The following is a 26,703-nucleotide window of genomic DNA, read 5'->3' as shown; positions in this document are numbered from 1 at the left end:
TAATTAAATGAAAGAAACATACGAAGCATTAATGAATTCATTCGTAGCAACACGATAGTACTTCTCACCATTGATAATGGTATATCTATCAGTGATCCAGTCACTTGAAGGTTTCAACGCACGATTAGTGATCATATGACCTTGATAATCAACCAAGTATCCCATTTGATTACTATTTACTTGCACGATGCCCTTTTGTCCAACGTAAACATAAACATCAGCTGCTTTGGCAAATTCACCGGTCGCAACACGGTAATACTCAGTACCATCAACGGTATGAATCTCGTCACTGAACCAACTTGTGTTGATACCTAGAGCACGATTGCCGACAAGCTTGCCGTTTTTGTCGAACACATTTACCACTTTGGTAGTTGTAGCAACGTTTTGTAATTTTTTAGTTGTGGTGTTTGTATTAGTGTCGGTGTTTTCATCAGATTCAGATGAATTATGATGTGATGAGCTAGACGAACTACCACCTGAAGAAGGTGCTGCTTTATACACAACATTAAAAGTATAGCCCTTATCAGCATTCGCAAAGTCATTTACTTCTCCACCAATAGTAGTTTGAACAAACTTAGATATGAAATCTCCCAAAGTCGTTTGATCAGTTAAATCAATGCCTAACTTTTGAGCAATATCACTAATGGATGATGTGTTACCATCGCTATCTGTCATTGTATTATTAGCATTAGACCAGTCTACTTCCCTGCCGGAAACTGAACTGTTCCAAGTATAATCATCAACTGATGAATTGATTGGAAAATCTAATTCTGTTCCATCATTTAAACTCTTACCATTCTCATCCTTTTCAGAAATACCAACAGTCATTTTTTTGGCATCACCAAATACCATATTCATAACATAATCTTTTCCTGCACTTGAATCTAGATTATTCCCAGGATTCATTTCACCGCTCATTAGTTTTACAAAATTATCCATTACTAAATTTACTGAACTCAAAGAACTCTTGTCAATATAATAAGGGTCATCAGGATTATCATAATTAAACATACCTGAAATTGGAACACCATTAATTGCTAATGTTTTTCCATATTGTACACCAACTGTAGATTTATCAAAATTAAACTGTCTGTCTGAAATGAGATCATCTAATGTGTAATTATCAAAATCATTCGCGTAGACTTGATGAACTAAAACTTTTTGCCCCAATACTTTGCCTGATTGATCAACCTCGTTGATTATCATCTTTCTAGGACTAATTGATGGAACTTTTACTTGATAAATTTGATTGTTATCATCGGTTAATCGTGACATAGGTTCAACACTATATCCTGCATACCCTACGCGTACTTCTCCAATATCACTTAGTGTTGATACACTAGGTACGCTGCCCACTTTACCTGTAAAAGTTTTATCTGAAGTATACAAAATTGTGCCATCATCGCCAATGTATTGAATCTTATAAGTGACATCTTGATCCGAAGTAGTAACATCTAAATATTTTGCATCAATAATCCAATTCATATCTGAAAAATAATCTGAAATCGGGCTTAAATTAATTTCAGAACTGACTGTAGAAATAATTGCCTGAGATATTGACTTTAAGTCAGTAGCACTAATACTATGGTTAGACGTATAGTTTGCAAATGATTGCGGTGATTCTTTATAACTACCATCCTTAGACTTCATATAAACTGTGGAAGCATACATATCAAGGGTTCTATTTTTCAAAAAGTTATCAAATGAATATGTACTTGGGTCAACTGTTCCATACATTGGTATATTTACTTCAGTACCATCCTGAGATCCAATATTATTACCTGCTTCATCATGCTCATATACTGTCACCTGCGCGTCATCTAACTTAGGTACTACAACACTCAAATTACCTCCACCATCTTGAATGGTGATAGTTCCATCACCATTAGATGTATTGACAGCACTAACAGCGTATCCTGCTACTCTTTTTCCTAATGGACTTTCATCTGTTAAACTACCTAGCGTTGGAACGGGCACATTGCTACCAACCTTTCCTGTTACAGTAGTCGTGATTGGTGCACCATTATAAATTAATGGTGTCCCATTGGCGTCTGTATATGTGATTGTATAAGTGGCTTGAGAATCAGCAGCTTGTTGTGTATCGGGAGTTATCGATGCTGGCATAGCAGACACCTTGGTCTTACTTCCACTGATTTGCCCATTAGACGAATTACTAGAATTATCCGCATCATTGATATTTTGTGTTGCCATAGTATCAGAACTACCAGTGGTTGTTGCAGAATCACTATTTTCTTGGGTTGTTTGAACTTTCTGCGTCTGCTGAACGGGTTGAGTCGATTGGTCAGATTGAACATCATCAGCATTAACAACATTCAATGTAGAGAAACCTAATAACGTTAGCCCACCTACAAAAGCTAATGTTGCTTTTATAACCCAATTTTTCCCAGACTTATATAATTTCTTCCTCAATACAGAATTTGGCTCTTTCTTTAACTGTTGAAATCTCATAATTATCCCTCCCTATTTATTAATTTAATAATAACCCATATAAATAAAAATAATAATATTTAGTAAACAAAAAGAGAGACCGATTAGGCCTCCCTTTAGGGATTCTTATTTTACTTGGCAATACGCCATTTAATTATCATTGAACTTACCCATAATTCCAACCGTTGGCTGAATATTGATAAAGGCATTTTCATCGATCTGCAAAATGATTTTTTTGGCGAAGAACAATTCATACTTAGTCAAGACCATTGTCAACGACCCGATAGGTTCGCCAGAATAAGCTCCGGTCAAGGTATGATCGAGTGTGATACCACGATTGATCGACTTCATCAGTACCTGCGACATCTCGTCTACTTTGTGTGAATAAACAACGACGGTGATCTTCTGTTGTTGCAAGTACATCTTATCCACGATCATGTTACAAACATAGATAGAAACGATACTGTACAGTGCCAACTCCCATCCAAAGACGATTCCAGCAATGGTAATAATGATGGCATTAACTACGAAGCTGACTTGACCAACTGTCCGACCGGTACTCTTCTGCACGATCAGGGCAATAATATCCGTTCCACCAGTCGAGAATCCGGCTCTAAAACAAACTCCGATACCAATACCTGTCATGATTCCACCGAATATTGCAGCAAGCATGGGATCGTTCGTAATGGGATGCAGTGGCACAAACAAAATAAAGACTGACGCAGAAACAATTGAGATCATCGATAAAATGGTGAACTTCTTACCTAACTTCAACCAAGACAAGATTATCAGTGGCACGTTCAAGATGGCATACCACAGATAAACTTGAGTATTTACATGTGAAAATTGTTCGATCAAGTTAACGATCAATTGGGAAGCACCCATAACTCCAGCTGTATACAATTTGGCTGGTTGCAAGAGCAATTGAACACCCAACGCCGAGGTCAATCCGTAAAGTAACGCCGCAAAAATACTTTTATAATAGTTTTTGATGAATTCCATGGAATCACCCCTACTTCTATAGACTTCTTAATTTTGATTATATATCAGGCAAACCTAAAAGCCTATCATTATTAATACGCTATAATAAAATTAGTAAGTAAATTACAGGAGGATTCATATTTATGAAAAAATTAGGTTTCATAGGAACAGGTGTCATGGGTTCTGGAATCATTAATAATCTTCTAAAAGCCAATTACGAGATAAATATTTACACTCGTACCGAATCAAAGGCCGAACCTCTACTCAAAAAAGGTGCCAAGTGGTTATCCAGTCCAAAAGATGTCGCTGAAAATTCCGACATCATCTTCTCAATGGTCGGATTCCCTCAAGACGTTAAGGATGTTTATTTCAAAGACAACGGTGTCTTCGCTGGACTGACTTCAGGCAAGATCATCGTCGATATGACTACAAGTACACCAACACTTGCCAAAGAAATCGGTGAAAAAGCTGAAAAAATCAACGTCGAAACATTAGACGCACCAGTATCTGGTGGTGATGTCGGTGCTCGTGACGGTAAACTAACTATCATGGTCGGCGGTTCCAAGAAAGCCTTCGATGAATTAGTTCCTATATTCGATATTATCGGTCAGACTAACCACTACTTCGGTTCATACGGTGCTGGTCAACATGCTAAGATGGCCAATCAGATCATGATTGCCGGAACAATGACCGGTATGACAGAAATGTTCGTCTACGCTAAGGCGGCCGGACTCGACATGGACGCAATTCTTAAGACTGTCAGCGGCGGCAGTGCTAACAACTGGAGCCTTGATAATTATGGACCTCGTGTGCTTGCTGGCGACTTCAAGCCAGGATTCTATTCTAAGCATTTCTTGAAGGACTTGCGGATCGCACTTGAAGAAAGTGAAAAGATGAATCTTGATCTACCAGCAACTAAGCAAGCTAAAGCACTTTATGAAAAACTAGTTGATGAAAAAGATTTGGGTAATGATGGTACACAAGCATTGATTAAGTTATGGTGGTAATTGAAAAGGAGATTTGCATATGCGAATCTCCTTTTTAATTATCCAAATATTCCTAAAATATCAGTTTGAATTGCATTTATAGCCTTAATTAAAACGCTGCTTTGAACATGTTCAAGATACTTCCATCTTCTTGCACCATAGTCCAATGTATATATTTGAAGTGTATCTATATAACCATCAACATTAGTTCCAAGATATTTAATTAAACTTGGAACTTTTATTCTAGAATTTGCATGTGTAATTGGCATTACAGCAACTCTGTCAGTGTACTTATTATATTTAGAGCTTGATACTACAAGAGCAGGTCTTCTTTTAGTAATTTCATTTCCTCGTTGCGGATCAAAGTCAATCATTATCACATCACCTTTTTGAGGGTACACTAATCATTCAACTCACTTTCCATTATAGTTGGACCATCATCACTAGGAATCGCAAAATCTTTTTTATCAAAATTTGGATTATCAAATACGCTTTTTCTATTTGGTATTAAAGTCAAAATCCCATCTTCATCTGAATATATTCTGTAACTCTTATTATTCGAAATAAGTTCTTTTGGTAAAATAACTCCTTCCGAATTCCCAATCTTTCTGACTTTAACTTCCTTACCAGACAAATCCATCATGTTGATTCCTCCAATCTTGTATAACAAGTTATAACATAAAATAAATACTAAAACATCTTTATTGCTCAAGTAAAAGGGGATTCGCAAATGCGAATCCCCTTCTCTAATTTATCTATAAATATTCCGGATTCAACAACGGCTTACCGTCTTTATCCACAAGCACGGTCATCCCTGATCCCATTCCTGGATAGACCCCCAGAATATACTGAACTCCTGTGGTTTTGTCAGTGATGATGTCCATCATCTGTGCTCCATTTGATTTAGCTGACTTAACTTCGAAGCGTTCTTCTTCTTTGTTCTTGTTAAACATATTACTTGTCCTCCACAAATTTTGCCCAATTATTATTCTCGTTGCGTTGTGGTAAGCAAGTCAGAATTATCATGATCAGCTCACCGATCCCAGGTAAAATAAAGCTCAACATCCACCAGCCACGCAAATTACGATCGTGCAGGCGGCGGATCGAGGCGGTCCAAATTGAAATAATGTAATATCCAAATGTCATAACCATAGCAATTGACCAAACAGAGCTCCAATAGAAATCATTGATGGGCATGATCGTCACTAACCACCCGAATAACCCCATCAAAACGGCCGCAATCAAGGTCATTCCAAACAATCCCCACCAAAAATCAGCTCGGCTCATTCGCTTTGCCCCGACGAACATATCTTGAAAATATAACTTCGTCGAATTAATTATGTTAGGTCTATTACTTTCATTCCAAATTTCTTTATTCTTCATCGAATGCCTTCCTAGTTACTAAATATGTATTCCAATTATAAATCCTAATATACCAATAATATACGTTAAAGCAAAATATAAGAAACATCTGAAAAATTTTCGCTGGAACCACAACTGGCTCAATTCCATATTCAAGGTGCCATAAGTGGTGAATCCACCGCAAAATCCTGTCCCCAAAAATAATAATAATCCACCGCCATGAATGTTGGCTGTGAATATCCCTAAGAATAAAGCACCAAAAATATTTATCAACAAAGTTATAACTGGAAAGTCGATTTTGATCCGCTGTGACAAAGCTGTTAATTCATTGCGAAAGAAGGCGCCAATACTAGCGCCAAAGCCTACTAACAAAAAACTCATCGCTTCTTCTGCCTCCCTGCATAGTCGATAAAGGCACGTGTTGCCGCCCAGTAGTTGCCAAGTAATGCACAGATGAATCCACCAACGATGGTGATGGTCAGATAAGTTATCAACATCGTCCAGTTACCTGCTTGGTAAAGCTTGTATGTATCAGCGGTAAATGTGGAAAAAGTTGTGTACGATCCCAACAGCCCGGTACTCAATGCCAGAATAATTCTTGATGATAAGTGATACCGATCTTGTAAATAATGGATCAAGAACGGCAAAATCAGTGCACCACTTAGATTTGCGACTAACGTTCCATACGGGAAGCCGCTGGTTGATTTGAACAATAATCCCTCTCCATAACGAAGATTGCTACCGATAAAAGCTCCAATAAAAATAATTGAAAAGGTCTTTAATTTTTGCATTTCCTCACTCCAATTCTTATAGAATAGCACAAAAAAAGCCGGGATAAATCCCGGCTTTTTTGAAACGAGTTGCAGAAAACAACTCCCTCCGCTTACTACGGATAATAAATGCACCAACTTCGTTGGCACCTTCATTATCCTAGGTAATGCTCAGGAGTTCCCGTTTTCCTCCACTCTCTAATCAAAACGAGTTGCAAAAGCCAGATTACTGCGCCTGCTACAGATAGTGAATGCATCACTTCGTGATACCTCCACTATCTTAGGCAGTGCTCAGAATCTCCCGGCTTTTTCCAATCTCTACTTCTTATCCATATCATGTCCACCGAACTCATTACGAAGTGCGGCAACGACTTTTCCTGACATTGTATCGTTCTCTAATGAACGGTAACGCATCATTAATGCGGCTGCGATAACTGGTGTTGGGACTTGTAGCTTCAAGGCTTCGTCCAATGTCCACTTACCTTCACCTGATGAATGCATCACACCTTTGATTTCATCCAACTTAGGATCTTTAGAGAAGGCATTTTCTACTAATTCCATCAACCATCCACGGATAACTGAACCGTGTGACCAAACTTTGGCTACGGCTTCGTTGTCATACTCGAATGGGCTATGTGATAATACGTCGAATCCTTCGGCAATGGCTTGCATTTCACCGTATTCGATACCATTGTGGACCATCTTCAAGTAGTGACCACTTCCGGCTTTACCTGTGTATAAGTAACCATCTTTAGCAGCGATTCCCTTAAAGATAGGTTCGATGTAACTGAACAATTCAGCGTCATCGCCACCGATCATGAAGTTACCATCACGGTTAGCACCACTCATACCACCAGATGTACCGACATCAAAGAATTTGATGCCTTTGTTTTTAAGAATTTCATTGTGCTTTAATGAATCTTCAAAGAATGAATTTCCACCATCGATCACAATATCATTTTGATCTAGCAATTCACTTAATGTGTCAATCGTTGAATTTGCAGGTTTTCCTGCTGGCAACATAACCCAGACAATACGTGGAGCTTCTAAGTTCTTCACTGCATCTTCTAGACTATCAACAACAGTTGCACCAAGTTTTGTTGCGCTCTTTTTAGCATCTTCATTCAAATCGAATGCCACTACTTCATTATTGTTTCTAATTAAATTCTCAGTCAAGTTGATACCCATCTTGCCGAGACCAATCATTGCTAACTTCAAAATAAATCCTCCTAGATTTTTTACGCCATTAAATAGTATACGGTAATGTTCCTGCATTTGAAATATCTTTGCATATTAAAAGCGCATTCAAAAAAATGAATGCGCAGATTCTTTATAATTTTTTTGAAAGCGGGTAAATTTATGGACTTTTCTGCTCTCTACCAAAACGAGTTGCTCAAGGTCTGAGCGCCCTTTCTCCACTCTCTACTTAAAACGAGTTACAAAAGCCAGATTCCTGCGCCTGCTACAGATAGTGAATGCATCACTTCGTGATACCTCCACTATCTTAGGCAGTGCTCAGAATCTCCCGGCTTTTTCCACTCTCTACTTTACAAACCTATTCCACCAATGTCCGCTCTTCTCATTATCTTCATGAACTTGTTCGTTCACTTTTTCTTTGATCACGGCATCTTGGTTCTTTTTATTTTCTTCTTTATAACGATCGAATTGGCTTTGAAGGCTGTCTTTTTCTTCTTTGGCATCAGCTAATTTTTGCTTCAAATCAGCGATTTCTTCGTCCTTCTTCTTATCGTTTGATCTTAGATCTTCAAGAGTTTTCTTCAATTCAGTAATTTCAACGTCGCTACTGTCAGATTCTTTATTTGCACCTTCCGCAACTGGGAAAATCTGCTTGGCAGCTGAATCTAAGGTCATCTTTGGTCTATGACCTAGTTCAACCATTTGCTTGAAATCTTCTATATTCTTAGCTGTATATAAGCGATTATTTTGGCTGTTGCGTTCGAAGTAATCTGTATTACCTGTGGTATGTTCAACGATCAATGAATACTTACGCAATGTTGCAACGCTGATCCCCAAACCTTCGGCTGCCTTGGCAGGCGTTAAAAATTTACTGCTCTTTGCTTTACTCAAAAGTATTTCCCCCGATATGTTTCTAATATTTCAATTATAAAAATAAAGTGCAAGACTTTCAACCACCAAATCACAGATGTGAAGTGTTATAGTTAGTAATCACTATATTTTGTCAAAAATATTGTTATACTTGAGATAGATTGTACTGCTTTAGGTGTATAATTCTTCTTACTAAAGAAAAGGGGAAATGATATATTGTCAAGTTCCACTATAACAACTAACTTAATCATAATTTTAATTACGTTCATCTTCGCGTTCTTCTTCGTGGCTGCCGAGTTTGCCTTAGTACAGACTCGTCCTAGTCAACTAGAAGATGCTATCTCCAAGGGCGAGGGAAACCCTAAGAAGTTGAAACGTGCATTAATGATGGTAAACAATTTGAATGAATACCTATCTACTACGCAAGTTGGTACTAGTATCGCTGGTATCATCTTAGGCTGGATCGGTGAAAGTACGATCGAGTATTTGTTGGTCGATTTCTTCGGAATCATCCACCTATCTAATGGTAGTGGTGGCCTTCACGCACTAGGTTCTATCATCGGTGTTCTACTTCTTACTTATTTAGAAGTTGTACTTACTGAGATCGTTCCTAAGAATGTTTCTATAGATATGCCGCTAAAAATGTTGATGCTGACAGTAACGCCAATGCGTATCTTTCACTTATCAGTTTATCCATTCGTCTGGTTGTTGAATACTTCAGCTTCTGGAATCGTCAAGTTGATGGGCTTGAAGCCGGCTGACTCAGAAAACGAAGTCTTCTCACAATCTGAGATCCTTCGTCTTTCCAAGTCTGCCGTTCAAGGCGGTGATATGGATCAAAACGATGTCGTCTTCATGCAACGTGCCTTCGAATTGAATGACAAAGTTGCCAAGGATATCATGGTCGATCGTACTAGTCTGTATGTTGTTGATATCACTGACAAGGTCAAAGACGTGTTGAAAGATTACTTACAACAAGGTTTCTCAAGATTCCCAGTCGTTGCTGACAATGATAAGGATAAGGTCCTAGGTTATGTCTACGCTTATGACATCGTCCGCCAAAATCAAGTCGATGGTGAGATCGGTATCAGCCGTATCTTAAGATCAGTCAATACCGTTCCCGAAACAATGCCTATCCAAGATATCTTATCGAAGATGATCAAGAAACAAACACCTATCGTCGTTGTTGTCGATGAATACGGTGGTACCAGTGGTATCGTTACTGATAAGGATATCTACGAAGAATTGTTCGGAACTGTCAAAGACGAGATCGATGATGTTTCTGATGAGTACATCGTTAAGAATGACGACAACAGTTATAACGTTTCTGGTAAGACAACACTCTATGACTTCGAACGTTACTTCAGAACCGATATTCCCGAATTCCAAGAGTCAGATATTATAACTATCGGTGGTTATATCATCGAGAAGTATCCTAATATCAACAAAGGCTTCGAATTCACCATGGATAATTTCAAGTTCAAAGTAGTAGAATTCGATCACGGATTCGTAAATTGGTTCAAAGTTACAATTGACAAAAATGCCGTTACCAAACAAGATAACCTAGCATCATTAACTGACGTTGATAATTTGAAAGAATAGTTGAAAAAAAGGACCCGCAAAAATGCGAGGTCCTTTTTTAGAATTCATTTAAATTTTTATCAACCAAACATAAAACAGTCGGAGGTTGAAAATGAAAAAAGCCAGCAGTGACAGTGGTGTTAGAGCGAGCGAACTTCTCGTTCTTACAGCACAGGACGAATTTTGAAATTCGCGGGTTTAGCGAAGTTCAAAATCGAGTTTGGAGGCCATGGCTCCAAACGGTCCCACAGCAGGCTTTTTCATTTTCAACCGTAGACGACAAAAAGTAGACGACTAGCATCCGCCGCCCATACTAACAGTATTAGCCTTAACAGCATCCCAATCAACAATATTGACCGCACCGTCAACAAGCTCACGAGCATTCTTGAACACGATCATATGTGTCTTAGGATTTACTTCCAATTGCATGTCTTTTTGAATATAATCGTCAGCAATCTTCTTAAAGTAGATCGGACCAAGATCACTATCTAGTGTGATCTCGTAATCTGACTTCGGTGCATCAGGATCGATAGCAATAAATCTAAACTTCGTTACCAACGCACAATTACCTTCATCAGAATATGGTCCTAAGCCATTGTCGAGATCCAGCAATAACACCTTGCCAGCGTCAACGTATGGTTGTAGTTTTTGTTTAACTTCATTAGTCATTTCAATTCTTGCCATTATTACGTGCTCCTTAGGAATTTGCCTTAACAATATCGTAGTCAATGATGTTGACACTGTTATCGATGATTTCCTTGGAGTTCTTGAAGACCAACAATTGTGTCTTAGGGTTCACATCAAGCTTCAAACCGTCGTCAATGAAGTCTTCAGCGCTTTGCTTGTAGTAAATCTTACCAATGTCGCTATCAAGAGTGATCGTATAATCAGACAAATCTTCATCGGCGCTTACTGCAATGATTCTAAACTTAGTGATCAAAGCACAGTCACCTTCACCTGAGAAACGACCTAGGCCATCATCTAAGTCCAAGATGATCTTCTTACCGTCATCAACATATGATTGTAATTTGGTCTTTGCTTCACTTGTAAGTTCAATTTTCATATACTATGCACCTCTACTATCTGTATTTGTATTTCGTGGTACTTCCCCAGTCCAATATGCTTAAAATGAATAGCATAAAGACGATAGATATATAACTTAGGAATATACCGTTGAGAATATTATACAAAACATCACGCAGATTGTATTCTATGTTGCTCGCAATGAGGTCTTGTAGTGGATAGTACGTACCGGCTAGTAGCACAGCCAGTAAGATCGAAGTGATTATGCCAACTGTACCAATATGATGGAAGAACATCATACTCGAGCCGACCTTGGACCACAATCGCAAAGCTAACAGGACAAAAATTATTCCTGCCGCGATCATTGTTAGTTTGACCATCCTCTTTAGCGTCTGCAATTCAGACAGCACTTGTTCGATCGGTCCGATATCGTCTTGGATGATCTGATCCATGATACCCTTGTTGTTATTAACTACCGAATCGATCTCAGAATCGATGTTCACACCATTAGTCTTAGCCTCTTTCTTGAGGTTATCGCCAATAGTCTGTAAAATAACATCACCAATAGTTAATTTTGTATCGTCATTATATACATCGTCAACGGATGCATTAATAATCTTTTTTATATCACTCTTACTCATATCAGTAGCTGACAAGCTGCCGACTTCTGAATAATTATTGACCAATCGTCCGAGTTTTTGGTTAGTATAACTGCGTATCAAAGATACATTAGCATCGCTGCTAACGACTTTTTTTACATAATCTCGATTGAATACCGTCGATAGAGTGATACCCAAAAAGACGATTATCATCAAACAAATTGATAATAAGACTAAGGTGAATCCGTGACGATTGTATGATAATGATTTACTCATGATTGACTACTTCTCCATAGCTAGTTTTGCAATGTCTTGCGGTGTGTTCACAATCCATTCAGAATGAGCCTTACTTAGCTCATCATGTGTCCCAAAACCGTATGTTACCCCGATGGCTTTGAGATTATTCTTATGTGCCCCCACTATGTCACTGCTACGGTCCCCAACCATAACTAAGTTGTCAGAATTTAAGTCTACTGACGTTTTGTTGATACCATATGCTATCACGTCTTCCTTAAGAGTGCGAGTTTGTTCGTCCTCACTAGCACCAAAAACGTGTCTGATATATGGTTTCAAGCCGATTTGATCGATGATCTTCTTAGCGAAGATCTCAGGTTTTGAAGTCGCAACGAAGACTTCTTTGTTGCCGGCTTTCAATTCCTTCATCATATCTACGATACCATCATACACTTGATATTGTTGCCAACCATCAACTGCATAGTAATCTTTAAAAGTTTTAAACAATTCTTGTGCCTTAGGGTCATTCAATTCTAGATGGTCATACTTCTTGAATGATGCTCCCAGAGTTGGACCAATGAATTTACGCAAAGTGGCATCGTCATGTGGAACGTATCCGTAGACTGTCTTATACATATATTTCAAACTCTTCATAATCCCTTGTTCGGAATTAATAATCGTTCCGTCTAAATCGAAAAATAAATTGTTCAAATTAATTTCATCCTTTTGTGTTAGTGTTAAATTTAATACGTAGAAACAATTATAACATCTATTAAATAATGTCGCAGGTGTGTAAATGGTAAAAGTAAAAAGGCCCAAAACATTCACAGATATTAATGCCGGACTAAGTCATAAACAAGTTCAAGAAAAGACTAATGCCGGCCTCACAAATGTTCAAATCAAAAAATTATCCCGACCGATCCCTAAGATACTGGCGGATAACTTATTCACTCTCTTTAACTTTGTCAATTTAGCTATTGCTATCTTGATTTTTTGGACTGGCTCCTATCGTAATCTGTTCTTCTTAGGACCAGTGATCGCCAACATCATTATTGGAAGTTATCAAGAGATCCGCTCCAAGTTGACCGTCGATAAGATCAGCTTGGTCAATGAACAAGACTTCCCCGTGATCCGTGACGGCAAGAAGAGTGAAGTCGCTATCGATGACCTAGTCGAAGACGATATCGTCATACTCAAGCGTGGGAATACGATCCCGGCTGACGGTATCATTCGTTCAGTCAATGGACTGCAAACTAATGAGTCCAGTATTACCGGTGAAGCTGATACGATCGTCAAAAAAGTTGACGACGAAGTATACTCCGGAAGTTTCGTTGTAGCTGGACAAGCTAAGGTCCAACTGACACAGGTCGGTATGAAGAGCTTCATCTCTCAATTGTCTAACGCTGTCGGTAAAGAGAAGCGCAAGGTCAGTGTCTTAATGAAGATCATCAATAATATCATTAAGATTCTAACATATACGATTATCCCGATCGGGCTAATGCTATTCTTCCGATCATTTCTTAAGAACGGTGACGTCTCAACTTCGATCCTTAGGACGTCCGCTTCCGTTATCGGTATGATTCCGGAAGGACTAGTCGTTCTGACCTCGATTGCCTTGGCAACTGGTGCTTACAACTTGTCGAAGAAGAATATCCTCGTCAGATCTTTAAGTGCCATTGAGACTCTCGCTCGAGTCGACACCCTCTGTCTGGATAAGACCGGTACTATCACCACCGGTAAGCTCACTGCCAAAGATACCTTATCTTATAATAATTACAGCTCAAATCAAGTTCAAGCGATCGCTACTAAGATAGTTGAAGTAACGCAGGAGACTAACGCCACGGCGCAGGCGATCCTCAAACTAAAAGTCAAAAGTTTCTCCGAAAAAGTGACCGAAGTAATTCCCTTCTCATCTGAAACCAAGTATTCCGGCTTCGTAGCTGCAGATGGCTCCAGATACATCATGGGGGCTCCTGAGTTCATTATTAAAGATACCGATACAAGTATATCCAAAATAATAAATACGGCAGCAGAGCAAGGATTTAGAGTTATAGCGGTACTTAAAGAGTCGAATAGTACTCAAACGCTCGTTGGATTATTAAAGATCTCCGATGAAGTTAGAAAACAAGCACCAACGACTTTTTCTTACCTAAAGAATCAAGGTATCAACTTGAAGATCATTTCAGGTGATAATCCTGTTACCGTCTCTAACGTGGCTGCCCAAGCGGGGATCGATGCTGACAACAGTTACATCGATATGAGTCAAGTAAGTGATGATACCGACTACACAAAATTAGTTATGAAATACCGTGTCTTCGGTCGTGTCCGCCCGGCTCAAAAGGCTGATTTGATCAAGGCAATGCAGGACAATGGCTTGACTGTCGGTATGACCGGTGATGGTGTCAACGATGTGCTCGCCATGCGTCAATCTGATTGTAGTGTGGCGATTGCTGGTGAAAGTGACGCCGCCGAAGCCACTGCCGACTTCGTATTATTGAACCGCAACTTTGATTCAATGATCTTCATGCTTAATGAGGGACGCCGAGTTATCAACAACGTTGAACGTGTCGCTTCCTTATATCTGATCAAGACTATTTATTCAGTCGTCTTGTCGATCATGTTCATTATTCTCGGTACTGGCTATCCATTCGAACCATCACAATTGACACCGGTCAATGCGCTGACTGTCGGTATTCCTACCTTCATCCTAGCGCTGGAGCCAAACTATACTCCACCAGCTGGGCGTTTCATGAGAAACGTTATGGAGATTGCCTTACCGTCCGCTATCGTCAATATTCTGATGATCAGTGCGGTTTACTTCATTGGCAATCACTTGGGATTGTCATACCACACGACTTCAACCTTATCTGTCTTCACTATCGGTATTATCGGCTACTGTGCTTTGATCTCGATCAGTAATCCGTTGATAATCCGGAAAAAGATTATGATTGCTATTTCGTTTGCGTTGTTCTTATTGGCATTTATGTTTACTGACAAGGCATTCGGGTTGCAGAGTATTTTGATCTGGCAATACAGTTACATGTATCTTGCTATCTTCCTGATCTCTTGGCCGTTGTTTATGTTTATGCGTGAGGTTTTGGGACGTCGAGTATTTAGCAAGATCAATTGGAAATGATGCCGCTGACGCTGGGAAACAATTCCATCTTCCGTGGACCGGCCTCAGTCTTCGTCTTCGGCCTCGCTTTGAAGCCTGTAGGCTTCAAAGTCGTCCAGTGTACTAAGCGATAAATCGCTAAGTACACTATTACGGCGGATTCCATTGTTTCCCAGCGTCAGCTAGATAGAAGTTATTAATACTTAGTGAATCTATTCGTAAAGCCATCGATGAATTAAAATATTTCATCGATGGCTTTTTTATTTAATAATTTTGGCAGTTCTATCTAAGTCCACACTAACAAGTGTAACTGTACAATCAGGATTTTCCTTTTCAATTTTCTTTAAATCAGAGGGCGTTGGTAATTTCTTTTCATATTCAACATTCTCCTTATTTCAAGAATAAAAAATACGCATCACGAAAATTTCAGTGATACGTATTTTACATACAAATTCAATTTAGCTGGAGGTCAGCACAGATGGAATTACTGCTGACCGGAAGCGGAAAAAACACAATCCCTATTTCCGCCTATTCTTCTGATTTCTCTGATTCAAATAAACAATAATACATAATAAGATCAATATTACAATAATCGCAATTACGATCCACATGAAGTAGTTCGGTTCGCTGTGTGTATCGACTGATGTCTTATCCAGCTTACTTGCCTGCTTGTTCGTAACCGCAAAGTCTCTACTAAAATGCCAATGATATTTGCCCTTTTCAGCCGTTGCATCAAGTATCAAAGTATACTTACCAGACTTGAGTGTCTTACCGTTAGTCTCAATCGGAAAACCAAAATTACTGTTTGGTGCCATCGTCATCATCTTCTTCGTAGTTGAGAGGATCTTGTCCTTGGTACCTTTAGTATTGACTCTAGCCTTAATACTCAAGTCATGCATGATCGTAGGCTTGGGATTTTGAAGATAAGCATTGATGTAGTTCCTGCCATTGTACTGCTTGGCTTTGACATTCAACAGCTTCATGTTAGGTGCTACATAATCCTGATTGGACTGCAGCTGTAACCCTATTACATAGGCGTACTGATTGACGATCGAAACACCCTTCGACTTCTTATTATCATCATCTTGAACCTTTTGTACTCTAACTCCACCTAGGATCACACCTGAGAATGACTTCTTAGGTACATTCAAATGAAAGGTGTACTCTTTGGTAGAATTAGCCGGAACTTTGACCGTCGTTGGAGCTGGCACTAAGCTTTCCAAATTAAGTTTTGGATTCAATGACTTATCCAAGGCAACGCCATGAGTTGAATAATCAATTACCCCATTGCGATTAGTCCCGGCACGATTGATGGAGACTCGATACTTGTTCTCCTGCGAATCAGTATTTTGGATCTTGATCGTCAGATCCTGACCTTGATCAGGTTTCACCAACAAATCAAAATACGTTATCTTCTTATCGATCTGGTTATCTGCTTGAGTTGCAGAGACTGAAAAATTCAAATTTTCAGCCTGAACAGTTTGGCTGTCAAAAAATATCCCCAACAACGCAACTATCGAAATACCCAAAGCTGCCCACAATTTTTTCATACTATGATTCCCCTCTTGTAAACTAAAACCCCACTTATATTAATAAGGATAACTAACTTGGTGCATTGGTCAAGGACCAACTTAATGAACCAACATAATGGTCGGCTGGAGCATTACTGATATCATTCAAAACCAACTGTGTTGGTGAGTCGCTGTCCTGATTGAAGCCAATCGTCCAAGTGCTTAGACCTGTATTAACTGGAGCCACGACAATATTTTCATACGTCCCTAGAGGGATCTTGAGAGTTTTCGACACTGGCGATGCACTAGCGTTGTCACTAGACTTGTTGATAGCGAGACTACCAAGGTACAAATACCCGTCGTCGATCGTTGAACCGCTCTGTTCACCCACCAATTCATCAGGCTTCAATTGTAGCGTCCAACCGTTACCATTGCCACGAGCATCCGTAACTTGCACCATTGCGTGAGTATTCTGAAGTGTTGCGATCAGACCACCTTGTCTCTGCTGATAAGAACCAAATCGCAGATCACTTACATAATCCAAAGTTAATTTTCCCACCGAACCCGTTTCGTTATTCCCAGAATCATTATCATCACCAGGATATGGATCATTAGGATCATAAGGATCACGACCATCATTAGGATCAGTCGGAGTATTCGGTTCAACCAGCCCGACCTTTGCATAAGTCGTCAGTGTATCGGTCGCCAATACAGAAGTCGAATAAACTGAAAAGGACAATATCATACTTAGTAGTATTGAGCCATATAGCACAAGATCACGTCGCATTATCGTCCTTTCTTGAAATTTATTTTATTTTTGAGAATTATTATGATGCTGGTCCGTCAGTTAATGTCCATGTCAATATTGAAGTATAATTGCCGGCAAGATTACCAGCGGGAATATCCAAAGTAATATCTTCATTGGCATAAGTATTATTCCAGATACCAATACCTGTATTAGGTAAGGCCGAGAAGATCGTTTGATCAGCGCCGTTAGAAGTAATAGCAGCTCCTGTTGGTGCTGTACTTTGGTTATCATCTTCTTCTGACTTTACAGTACCAGGTGCAAAAGAAAGTTCTGCATTATTTAATGTCTTTTCACCATCCGTAAATGGTGTGCTAGAAAGTGTAACAATCCATCCTGCTCCCAAACCTGGATTGGAAACCGTAATATTATCATCAACATTGGCTGCATGAAGCGTTAAAGGTTCAGTACCAATCTTTTGAGAACCGAAATCAATATTCGGAGCATTTGTAAGGGTCACCTTGTCCGTCTCGTCTGATGTCAATCCAACTTTTGCAGTAGTAGTATCGCCACTGCTGATTGGTGCCGCATTAACAGCAACTCCCGTAGTCGAGACGCCTAATACCAAAGCGCCTAAAATCGTCGTAGTCTTAATTAAATTTCTCATCTGAATCTCTCCCTCTTTTACCCTCTATTAATAGATAGATAATCCAACCTAACAACATGATAATCAAGATCAGTACCCCTAATAGAAGGCCTTCTTGTTCATTACTTGTTTGTGGTAACAAGCCAGTCAATATATTAGGCTGACTTTTGGCTTGTATTGCAGTTGTTCCAGGAGCCTTAGTGACTTGGTTATCCCCGCCGTTGTCACCATTTGTAACTTCATTGCCATTTTCACTGTGATTAGCAATGGTACCGCCACTATTATCATTACTACTTCTACCGCCAGTATCATTAGAAGTAAGAGTAATGTCGTAGTAGCTGGATTGTTGGTCAGCTCTCACGATCTCAGTTTGTGACTGAAATAACAAGAACATTGAAAAGGCAAGCAGTATAAAAAAAACACTTTTTTTACGCATCGCATCCCTCCAAAAGTTACAATCGAGCAATTGATACTTTATTAAGTTAGATAATTATCAATAAAGCACAATAAATTTAATATCTTCTAACACCATGATTATACAACATTTCAAAGCTTGTTTACTATATCACAATTGTTTTTTATTTAATAAACTACATGAATATATAAATATAACAGCCGATAATACTTGATTATAAAAATTATTAAACGCCCAAATTCATTGATACCAAAGGCATCAACGAGAGATCCAACCACAATCAACAAGCTTCAACAAAATCACCAACAACTAACCAGAGAGTAGGCAAATTGCCACCCAACCCAAACAAAAAAAGACGACTATGAGAAAGAAATCTCACAATCATCTTATATATATCAAATCAGCCGGAGAGCAAAAATGAGAAAGTCTGCAGTGATAGTTAATTAGGCGATTTATCGCTTAATTAACTGGACGAATTTTGAGCTTAGAAATCTCAGCTCCAAGCGGTCCCACAGCAACTTTCACATTTTTGTTCGGAGGCAGCAAAAGAAAATCACACTCCTAACCAACAGTACCTTCCATCTCATAACTGATCAAACGGTTCAATTCAACGGCATATTCCATTGGTAGTTCCTTAGTAAATGGCTCCACGAATCCCATAATGATCATCTCAGTAGCCTTAGCCTCGCTCAATCCACGAGACATCAAGTAATACAATTGTTCCTCCGAAACCTTCGAAACTTTCGCTTCGTGCTCCATCGAAACATTACCATTCAAGATCTCATTGTATGGCACCGTATCAGAACTGGATTCCTCATCCATGATGATCGTGTCACACTCAACATGCGCCTTAGAGCCGTCAGAATTACGCTCAAATCTGACAGTACCACGATAATCGACTGCACCACCGTCTTTTGAGATCGACTTCGAAACGATCGAAGACGAAGTGTTCTTAGCATTGTGGATCATACGTGCACCGGCATCCTGATCAACACCTTTACCAGCAACGGCGATCGAGAGCATCGTACCTTTAGCACCTTCACCATCAAGGTAGACACTAGGATACTTCATAGTGATCTTAGAACCTAAGTTACCATCGACCCATTCAACTGTCGCATTCTCCATAGCTTGGGCACGTTTAGTTTCCAAACTATAAACATTGTTCGACCAGTTTTGAATCGTCGTATAACGGACGTAGGCATCTTTTTGCGAGTAAACTTCAACGACAGCCGCATGCAAACTATCACTTTGGTAGTTTGGTGCTGTACAGCCTTCAACGTATTGAATACTTGCGCCTTCGTCAACGATGATCAAAGTACGCTCGAACTGTCCACTGTTCTCAGCATTCAATCTGAAGTATGACTGAATTGGAATATCCAACTTAACACCCTTTGGCACGTAGATGAATGATCCACCTGACCAAACGGCACCGTTTAAGGCCGCAAACTTATTGTCGTTTGGATGTACTAACTTGCCAAACCACTTTCTGAACAATTCTGGATATTCACGCAAGGCTGTATCAGTATCGGTGAAGATGATACCAAACTTAGCGAACTCATCACGCATGTTGTGATAGACAACTTCTGATTCGTACTGAGCTGATGAACCGGCCAAGTACTTACGTTCAGCTTGAGGAACACCCAAACGATCGAAGGTATCCTTCAATTCTGTTGGCACGTCATCCCAATCACGATACTTCTTATCAGTTGCCTTCTGGTAGTAACGCATGTTCTTCAGATCAAGCTTGGACAAGTCCGGTCCGAAGGCAGGCATTGGCATCTTCTTGTAAATTTCATAACTCTTCAGGCGAAAATCAAGCATCCATTGTGGCTCGTTCTTTTCCTTAGAAATAGCACGAACAACATCTTCAGTTAAGCCTCTACCAGTTGAGAATACTGGTTCGACATCATCATGGAAGCCAAAATCATAGTCATCATTCAAACCAAGATCTTTAACTGATGACACAGCCTCTTCATTATTCTTAGTATTTTCTGTTTCTGGCATCTTTTTCACTTCCTATGATTATTTGTTCAAGGCCTTGTGCAAAGCCTTCCATGCTAAAGTTGCACATTTGATACGGGCAGGAAACTTAGAGACACCTTGCAATGTAGCAGCGTCTTCCAAGATATCAGTATCGACATCCTCGCCGATGATCATGTTAGAAAAGGTCTGCACCATATCTTCAGCTTCATCAGTCGTCTTACCGATAACCGCATCGGTCATCATACTGGCAGAAGCTTGACTGATCGTACAACCGTAACCGCTAAAGGCGGCGTCTTGGATCTTGCCGTCTTCAACTTTTAAATCAAGTTTTAAAACATCCCCGCATGTGGGATTCTTCAATTCAATATCATTGGTCTTATCAGATAGTTCACCGTGATGATGGGGATTATCTGAATGATCCAAAATAACTTGTCGATATAAATTATCCATTCTAGACAGTGCCATCTTTAAAGAACTCCTTTGTTGCAATAATTGCATTAACTAATTTGTCGGCATCTTCTAATGAATTATAGAAATAAAAACTAGCACGTGCTGTGGCGGACAAGCCTAAGTAAGTCATCAATGGTTGTGCGCAATGATGACCAGCACGAACAGCGACACCTTCCATATCTAGTCCTGTTGCCAAGTCATGCGGATGTAGTCCTTTGAGATTAAAGGAAATAACCGCCGTGTGCTTGTCAGGATCCTTTGGTCCGTAGACTTCTAGGTCATCGATTGCCAATAACTTCGGTAAGACATAACTGACGATTTGGTGTTCGTAGTCAGCAATCTTTTGCATCCCGATTCCATTGAGGTAGTCGATCGCATAGCCGAGTGAGATCGCACCAGCGATATTAGGTGTCCCAGCTTCAAACTTCCAAGGTAATTCATTCCAAGTAGTGTCGTACTTCTTAACGAACTCGATCATCTCGCCACCGTATTCGACTGGCGTCATCTGATTGAGCAATTCTTCCTTACCATACAAGACCCCGATACCAGTTTCTGCCAGCATCTTGTGTCCGGAGAAGGCGAAGAAGTCGCAATCTAAGTCTTGAACATCGATCGGCATGTGCGGTGTCGACTGTGCCCCGTCGACTACCATAACCGCACCATGTTGGTGAGCTAATTGAGCTAACTTCTTAACTGGATTGATCACACCGAGAACATTAGAGACATGAGCTACTGAAACGATCTTAGTCTTATCAGTGATAAGTTCTTCAGCTTGTTTCATATCTAACTCGCCGTCATCGGTCAAGTTGATATACTTCAACTTAGCATTTTTTTGGATAGCTAGTTGTTGCCAAGGGATCAAGTTACTGTGGTGTTCTAGGATCGAAATCACGATCTCGTCACCTTCATGGATATTTTCACCGTAACTTTGGGCGATCATATTCAAGGAATCAGTCGTTCCTTTGGTATAAATAATTTCTTTAGATGACTTAGCGTTAATAAAAGCACGGATCTTTTCACGCGCAGCTTCAAACATCTCAGTCGAACGTTCAGCTAGTGTGTGGACACCACGATGAACGTTGGCGTTATCTTGGTAATAGAACTTCTCCATGGCTTCGATAACGGCTTTGGGTTTTTGAGTAGTTGCGGCATTGTCTAGATAAACTAAGTCTTCGTCGTTTACCTTTTGCTTGAGGATGGGAAAATCATTGTTGTCCATTGATTAACTTCCTTTCGATCATTTGTGTCAAACGATCACGTACTTCTTCTTCAGGGATCTCGGTAATAACACTGCTCAAGAAACCTCTAATTACTAGACGTTGTGCGGTAGCTTCGTCGATACCACGGCTCATCAAGTAATACATCTGTTCTTCATTGACACGACCAACACTGGCAGCGTGGCCGGCAGTAACGTCGTTTTCATCGATCAAGAGAATTGGGTTGGCATCACCACGGGCATGTCTTGACAGCATCAAAACACGACTCTCTTGTTGGGCATCTGATCCTTGTGCACCTTTAACGATGTGACCCACACCATTGAAGGTCAATGTTGACGATTCAAGGATAACTCCGTGTTGGAGAATGTGGCCGATCGTGTGACGACCATAATTAGTTACTTTAGTATCGATTCCTTGGACTTGTTCACCAGTTGTGATCGCAACGACCTTGGCTTCAGTATGTGAACCGTCACCTAACAAGTCAGTCCCGAAGTCACCGATAACATTACCGTCATTCATGAAGCCGATCGCCCAGTCGATTCGAGCGTTGGCACCAGTGATACCACGTCTACTCAAGTAACTAGTTGTCGATTCACTCAATTGATCCAAAGCTGAATAGTGAACTCGAGCATTGTCGCCAGCGACAACTTCAGCGACGATGTTGGCCTTATTCTCTTCAGCGTCACCATTAGTAATGAAGTTCTCTAAGTAAGTTACTTCAGAGTTAGCTTCAGCGACTAATAACACGTGTTGATTGAAGTCACGCTTGATGCCGTCATCTTGAACGAAGGTAGCTTGGATCGAATCTTCGACCTTCACATCATGAGGAACGTATAGGAAGATCCCACCATTCATCATTGCTGCATGAATTGCTGTGAGTTTGTTGTCATCAGCTTTGACGGCTTTGGTCATATAATACTTCTGAATAAGTTCTGGATAATCATTGATAGCTGTGAAGATGTCAGTTAAGATGACACCTTTAGCGGCTAGTTCTGGTTGCAGGTGGACATCGAGTGTCTTGCCTCCTGCTTGAATAATGTAATTCTTCGATGTTGCGGGAGCGTAAGCAGTGGCGACACTTTCAACATTGAAGTCAGTTGGACGATCTAATCTCCAACTGCGATAATTGATTTTTTCATATCTAGGTAATGACAAATCTGATGACTTAACTAGATTGTCAGTTCTAATTTTCGTGAACCAATCTGGTTCGTTATTTTGGTGAGAGAATTGAACGACATCGTCCATGTATTTGTCTTGTAAACTTGGTCGCATATCCAATCCCTCCTATATTTCATCTGTCAATTTAACATCAAGATTTAAGTCGTCACGAATTCCTGCGTAACCTTCGTCTTCTAGCTTCTTAGCTAGATCTGGGCCGCCGCTTTGGACGATGCGGCCATCCATCATGATATGTACTTGGTCTGGTACGATGTAGTTCAATAGACGTTGATAGTGAGTGATGATCAATGATCCGAAGTTATCACCGCGCATTGAGTTAACACCACGTGAAACGACCTTCAAGGCATCGATATCTAGTCCTGAATCGATCTCGTCGAGAATGGCGAACTTAGGTTGGATCATCAATAGTTGCAAGATTTCATTACGCTTCTTCTCACCACCAGAGAATCCTTCGTTCAAGTATCTGCCGGACATTTCGTCAGTCATATCCAAGATGTTTTGTTTTTCATCCAACATCTTGATGAACTTTCTAACAGGAATTTGATCGTCAGGATCACGGCGAGCATTGATAGCAGCACGCATGAATTCGATGTTTGTAACCCCAGGTATCTCAGCTGGATATTGCATAGCTAGGAACAAACCTGCACGAGCACGTTCATCAACTGGCATATCCAAAATACTCTTGCCGTCTAGTAAAACATCCCCTTGAGTTACTTTGTAGGCAGAGTTACCCATGATCGCAGCTGATAATGTAGACTTACCAGTTCCGTTAGGACCCATGATGGCATGGATCTCACCAGTACTCATTTTTAAATTAACGCCTTTTAGAATTTCTTGGCCTTTACCATTTTCTTCATCTGTAACTGAAACATGTAGATCTTTGACTTCTAATGTGGACATAATCTAACCTCCATTGTGATGTCTTTATTATAGTATTTTATAGGCATAATTTTAATGCCTTTTAGATATAAATTTAACTTTCGATTGTAATATTTTTGAATACGCTTAACCTGCTGATATAAAGGGAAAAGTCAAGGGTGATTTTTAACCGATTTTAGAGGCGTTTTGGTATTTATAGACTTACAATCAACAAGTTAAGTGTATCACGATGAGCACAAAAAAAAGCTAGGTTAAACCCTAGCTTTTGGAATATTTATATATTTTTTTAATTCCTATTGTATATAGAAATTAGAGGATCGTAACATCTTTGGCGTTGACCCATTCGTTAGTAGCAACACGATACATCTTGTTACCATCGATACGAGCAGCCTTGTCGACTTTCCAAGCACTGTTTGTAGCAAGTGCACGGTCATCTAGCAAGTTACCCTTAGAGTCGTAAACCTTAGTATTAGTATTGCCGTTTGTTTGAGCAATCTTAGACATTGGTGTGTATAGATATACATCAGATGCTTTAACGTATTCGTTTGTAGCAACACGGAAGTACTTCACACCATTGATGTAGATCTTCTTGTCAGTAATCCAGCTGGAATTGTCTGAAAGAACAACGTCATCTAACAATGTACCCTTGCTTGAATACAAGTCAGTGTAGCCATTGTTTGGATATGTCGTCAATGTGCCCAAGAAGTCGGAAGAATTAGGTGCAACTTCGATCGACTTGTTAGGATTATCCTTATTGATCGTCATTTGGATATCGTCAGCATTAATGAAGCTGTAACCATCTGGAGCTGTTAATGTGACATCCTCGCCGTCAGCACCTTCACCGGTTGTGATACCGATCGTTCTACCTGTATCTTGATCTAAGAATGTAATTACGTATGGGACGTTTGACTTAGTTACGTACACGTCACGTACGTATTTGTCAGTCTTCAACGTGAATCCTCTATCAACAACATTAGCTAGTTCATAGCCTTCTGGAGCTTTTAGAGAGATATATGAACCATATGTACCAGTATCTGTTGCTGTATTAACAGTCTTACCACTGTCCTTATCGATATAGTTAACTGTGTATGATAATGTGGCTGGAACAACGTCTACTGACTTAGAAATTGGTGTCTTAGTGAAATCTGTTGTATCAACGGTATATGTTGCATCATCTGAATTCTTCAAGCTGAATCCTTCTGGAGCAGCAATAGTAATAGTTTTTGTATCAGCAGTTGAGTCAAAACTACCTGTTGTAGTTCCTACAATATTACCATCGGCATTCTTGAATGAAATTGTGTATGGAATAGCGTCAGTAGTCTTTGTTGGGTCAACTGTTGTAATTGTTGCATTGTGCGTCGAAGTTGCCATAGGTTCACCAGTTGAAGAATCATTAACAATGTTTCCATTAGCATCAATTGGTGTGGCAGTATAAGTAACAGCATTATCATCTGCGGCCTCAGTTTGTGAAGTCAAAGTATCCTTACCTGTTGTGATGGCAACGCTAAACTTTTGTCCTTGTGCATTACTAATAATATACGGAGTATCGATCGCATTTGTATCACCAATTGCAATCGATCTATTAGCAAGTTGTGTCCAATCTGGCTCACCAAATACATTGATAGTTCTATTAACAGCATCACCAGTAGTGTAATTATCCTTTGGTGTGTATGTAACGGTATATGTACCTGGATCTGTAATGTCACTCGTGGACATATCGGTTAATAATGTTGTCTTATTCTTTACACCTTTGGCATCAGTACCATTAGTTGATTCAGCTGTAACGTCTTTATTTACAACAGCATTATAGAAGTCAGTTTGTGCAGGTGCTGTCTTAGTTGTAAAGTTCATCACTTGTGATGAATTGCTGAACGATACGGTTGGTTTAGCATACTTATATTGAACGTTAACTGTCTTAGTTGTATCACCACTAGTAAATGTAACCTTTGTCGCAAATCCAAACTTGTTGCTATCAACAACAGTCATTGGGATCTGTGTAGTATCGGTCTTAGAAGTAGTAATGTTCAACTCATTAGCTAGATCAGTATTGAAATCTGATCCTGACTTGCCGAAGATCGGATCAACCTTCATAGTTGCATTGTTCTTCAAATCGGCGAATGTTGTTGCAGTTCCCTTAGCTGCAGTTGGTGTAGTTGTTGTTGCTTCTGTTAATGCTCTAGTTGCAGTAATTGATGGAACTGCGGTTGTTTTTGCTTGAACTATTAAAGGGCTAGCGCCAAGTACAGTGCTGGAAAGCATAATACTAGTTAGAGCCAGTGTTTTTATCTTACCCATAAAATAATTCCCCCTGTTTAATGTTTTATTTGATAATTTCCTTAAAAATATAACTACACTTACATTTTATCAATTTTTCAGTAAAAATGTTGAAGTTTTTATCCAAAAAGCAAGTTAATTCGAACTTTTTTAAATAAATTTTAATTTTTATATTTTATTATTCATACTTGCCATATATCACTAATTATTAATTCATTAAAGCACAAAACAAGCCATC

Annotated in this window: 28 protein-coding genes; 3 read left to right on the top strand and 25 right to left on the bottom strand. The window is 39.6% G+C overall.

Annotated elements, in window-relative coordinates:
• Positions 1-3: 3 nt before the first annotated feature.
• Positions 4-2,469, bottom strand: a complete 2,466-nt coding sequence (locus tag U8519_RS07940) for a KxYKxGKxW signal peptide domain-containing protein (RefSeq protein ID WP_334329786.1) — start codon at positions 2,467-2,469, stop codon at positions 4-6.
• 129 nt (positions 2,470-2,598) lie between these two features.
• Positions 2,599-3,450: a YitT family protein gene (locus tag U8519_RS07935; RefSeq protein ID WP_334329785.1), complete on the bottom strand. Its 852-nt coding sequence runs from the start codon at positions 3,448-3,450 to the stop codon at positions 2,599-2,601.
• A 122-nt stretch (positions 3,451-3,572) separates the two neighbouring features.
• Between U8519_RS07935 and U8519_RS07930 the strand changes: the two genes are divergently transcribed.
• A complete protein-coding gene (locus U8519_RS07930; RefSeq protein ID WP_334329784.1) occupies positions 3,573-4,436 on the top strand; it encodes an NAD(P)-dependent oxidoreductase in 864 nt (287 codons plus the stop codon).
• 38 nt (positions 4,437-4,474) lie between these two features.
• Here U8519_RS07930 and U8519_RS07925 read toward each other — a convergent pair whose 3' ends face one another.
• From U8519_RS07925 to U8519_RS07890, 8 genes are all read right to left on the bottom strand, one after another.
• Positions 4,475-4,789, bottom strand: coding sequence for a type II toxin-antitoxin system PemK/MazF family toxin (locus U8519_RS07925; RefSeq protein ID WP_442892137.1), 315 nt, complete (start codon positions 4,787-4,789; stop codon positions 4,475-4,477).
• A gap of 26 nt (positions 4,790-4,815) precedes the next feature.
• On the bottom strand, positions 4,816-5,058 hold the full coding sequence (locus U8519_RS07920; protein ID WP_334329782.1) for an AbrB/MazE/SpoVT family DNA-binding domain-containing protein: 243 nt from the start codon (positions 5,056-5,058) through the stop codon (positions 4,816-4,818).
• Positions 5,059-5,170: 112 nt separating this feature from the next.
• The gene (locus U8519_RS07915; protein WP_334329781.1) at positions 5,171-5,368 is read right to left on the bottom strand and encodes a DUF6440 family protein; all 198 of its coding nucleotides are present in this window, start codon (positions 5,366-5,368) and stop codon (positions 5,171-5,173) included.
• 1 nt (position 5,369) lies between these two features.
• Positions 5,370-5,798 carry a DUF805 domain-containing protein gene (locus U8519_RS07910; RefSeq protein WP_334329780.1) on the bottom strand — a complete coding sequence of 143 codons (429 nt, stop codon included), beginning with the start codon at positions 5,796-5,798 and terminating at the stop codon, positions 5,370-5,372.
• Positions 5,799-5,816: 18 nt separating this feature from the next.
• Entirely contained in the window at positions 5,817-6,158 is a 342-nt protein-coding gene (locus U8519_RS07905; protein WP_334329779.1) for a FluC/FEX family fluoride channel, read from the bottom strand.
• Positions 6,155-6,568 (bottom strand): fluoride efflux transporter FluC, encoded by a 414-nt coding sequence (locus tag U8519_RS07900; protein ID WP_334329778.1) that lies wholly within the window; start codon positions 6,566-6,568, stop codon positions 6,155-6,157. Before U8519_RS07900 ends, U8519_RS07905 begins: the two co-directional genes overlap by 4 nt.
• A gap of 297 nt (positions 6,569-6,865) precedes the next feature.
• On the bottom strand, positions 6,866-7,765 hold the full coding sequence (gene gnd, locus U8519_RS07895; RefSeq protein WP_334329777.1) for a phosphogluconate dehydrogenase (NAD(+)-dependent, decarboxylating): 900 nt from the start codon (positions 7,763-7,765) through the stop codon (positions 6,866-6,868).
• A 324-nt stretch (positions 7,766-8,089) separates the two neighbouring features.
• On the bottom strand, positions 8,090-8,635 hold the full coding sequence (locus tag U8519_RS07890; RefSeq protein WP_334329776.1) for a hypothetical protein: 546 nt from the start codon (positions 8,633-8,635) through the stop codon (positions 8,090-8,092).
• A 195-nt stretch (positions 8,636-8,830) separates the two neighbouring features.
• On the opposite strand from U8519_RS07890, the gene U8519_RS07885 reads away from it, so the two are divergent.
• Complete coding sequence (locus U8519_RS07885; RefSeq protein ID WP_334329775.1) at positions 8,831-10,216, top strand: hemolysin family protein; 1,386 nt, start codon at positions 8,831-8,833, stop codon at positions 10,214-10,216.
• A 273-nt stretch (positions 10,217-10,489) separates the two neighbouring features.
• Here the strand turns inward: U8519_RS07885 and U8519_RS07880 are convergent, their stop codons facing one another.
• From U8519_RS07880 to U8519_RS07865, 4 genes are read right to left on the bottom strand one after another with little or no spacing between them, the layout of a single operon-like run.
• Complete coding sequence (locus tag U8519_RS07880; protein WP_334329774.1) at positions 10,490-10,879, bottom strand: iron-sulfur cluster biosynthesis family protein; 390 nt, start codon at positions 10,877-10,879, stop codon at positions 10,490-10,492.
• 13 nt (positions 10,880-10,892) lie between these two features.
• A complete protein-coding gene (locus U8519_RS07875) occupies positions 10,893-11,258 on the bottom strand; it encodes an iron-sulfur cluster biosynthesis family protein (protein WP_334329773.1) in 366 nt (121 codons plus the stop codon).
• Between the two features lie 16 nt (positions 11,259-11,274).
• Positions 11,275-12,093, bottom strand: coding sequence for a hypothetical protein (locus U8519_RS07870; protein WP_334329772.1), 819 nt, complete (start codon positions 12,091-12,093; stop codon positions 11,275-11,277).
• Positions 12,094-12,099: 6 nt separating this feature from the next.
• A complete protein-coding gene (locus U8519_RS07865) occupies positions 12,100-12,762 on the bottom strand; it encodes an HAD hydrolase-like protein (RefSeq protein ID WP_334329771.1) in 663 nt (220 codons plus the stop codon).
• An 85-nt stretch (positions 12,763-12,847) separates the two neighbouring features.
• Here U8519_RS07865 and U8519_RS07860 point away from each other — a divergent pair, with 85 nt between their 5' ends.
• Positions 12,848-15,187, top strand: coding sequence for an HAD-IC family P-type ATPase (locus U8519_RS07860; RefSeq protein ID WP_334329770.1), 2,340 nt, complete (start codon positions 12,848-12,850; stop codon positions 15,185-15,187).
• On the opposite strand, the gene U8519_RS07855 is transcribed toward U8519_RS07860, so the two are convergent.
• From U8519_RS07855 to U8519_RS07805, 11 genes are all read right to left on the bottom strand, one after another.
• Positions 15,174-15,332: a hypothetical protein gene (locus U8519_RS07855; RefSeq protein WP_334329769.1), complete on the bottom strand. Its 159-nt coding sequence runs from the start codon at positions 15,330-15,332 to the stop codon at positions 15,174-15,176. The genes U8519_RS07860 and U8519_RS07855 overlap by 14 nt on opposite strands.
• Before the next feature lie 352 nt (positions 15,333-15,684).
• Entirely contained in the window at positions 15,685-16,716 is a 1,032-nt protein-coding gene (locus U8519_RS07850) for a DUF916 and DUF3324 domain-containing protein (RefSeq protein WP_334329768.1), read from the bottom strand.
• 52 nt (positions 16,717-16,768) lie between these two features.
• Positions 16,769-17,464, bottom strand: coding sequence for a WxL domain-containing protein (locus U8519_RS07845; protein WP_334329767.1), 696 nt, complete (start codon positions 17,462-17,464; stop codon positions 16,769-16,771).
• 40 nt (positions 17,465-17,504) lie between these two features.
• Complete coding sequence (locus U8519_RS07840; protein ID WP_334329766.1) at positions 17,505-18,089, bottom strand: WxL domain-containing protein; 585 nt, start codon at positions 18,087-18,089, stop codon at positions 17,505-17,507.
• A complete protein-coding gene (locus U8519_RS07835; RefSeq protein ID WP_334329765.1) occupies positions 18,073-18,504 on the bottom strand; it encodes a hypothetical protein in 432 nt (143 codons plus the stop codon). The genes U8519_RS07840 and U8519_RS07835 overlap by 17 nt, the downstream gene beginning before the upstream one ends.
• A 540-nt stretch (positions 18,505-19,044) precedes the next feature.
• Positions 19,045-20,487, bottom strand: coding sequence for a Fe-S cluster assembly protein SufB (sufB, locus tag U8519_RS07830; protein ID WP_334329764.1), 1,443 nt, complete (start codon positions 20,485-20,487; stop codon positions 19,045-19,047).
• Between the two features lie 18 nt (positions 20,488-20,505).
• On the bottom strand, positions 20,506-20,931 hold the full coding sequence (sufU, locus tag U8519_RS07825; RefSeq protein ID WP_334329763.1) for a Fe-S cluster assembly sulfur transfer protein SufU: 426 nt from the start codon (positions 20,929-20,931) through the stop codon (positions 20,506-20,508).
• Positions 20,918-22,135, bottom strand: a complete 1,218-nt coding sequence (locus tag U8519_RS07820) for a cysteine desulfurase (protein WP_334329762.1) — start codon at positions 22,133-22,135, stop codon at positions 20,918-20,920. The genes sufU and U8519_RS07820 overlap by 14 nt, the downstream gene beginning before the upstream one ends.
• Positions 22,122-23,405 (bottom strand): Fe-S cluster assembly protein SufD, encoded by a 1,284-nt coding sequence (gene sufD / locus U8519_RS07815; protein ID WP_334329761.1) that lies wholly within the window; start codon positions 23,403-23,405, stop codon positions 22,122-22,124. The genes U8519_RS07820 and sufD overlap by 14 nt, the downstream gene beginning before the upstream one ends.
• Positions 23,406-23,417: 12 nt before the next feature.
• Positions 23,418-24,212: a Fe-S cluster assembly ATPase SufC gene (sufC, locus tag U8519_RS07810; protein ID WP_334329760.1), complete on the bottom strand. Its 795-nt coding sequence runs from the start codon at positions 24,210-24,212 to the stop codon at positions 23,418-23,420.
• 288 nt (positions 24,213-24,500) lie between these two features.
• Positions 24,501-26,486, bottom strand: coding sequence for an SLAP domain-containing protein (locus U8519_RS07805; RefSeq protein ID WP_334329759.1), 1,986 nt, complete (start codon positions 26,484-26,486; stop codon positions 24,501-24,503).
• Positions 26,487-26,703 lie beyond the last annotated feature (217 nt).

It is taken from the genome of Companilactobacillus sp. HBUAS59699 (genome assembly GCF_036913575.1).
Taxonomy (GTDB): domain Bacteria; phylum Bacillota; class Bacilli; order Lactobacillales; family Lactobacillaceae; genus Companilactobacillus.
The sequence above is the reverse complement of the archived record's forward strand: the minus strand, read 5'-3'. Positions and strand labels throughout refer to the sequence as shown.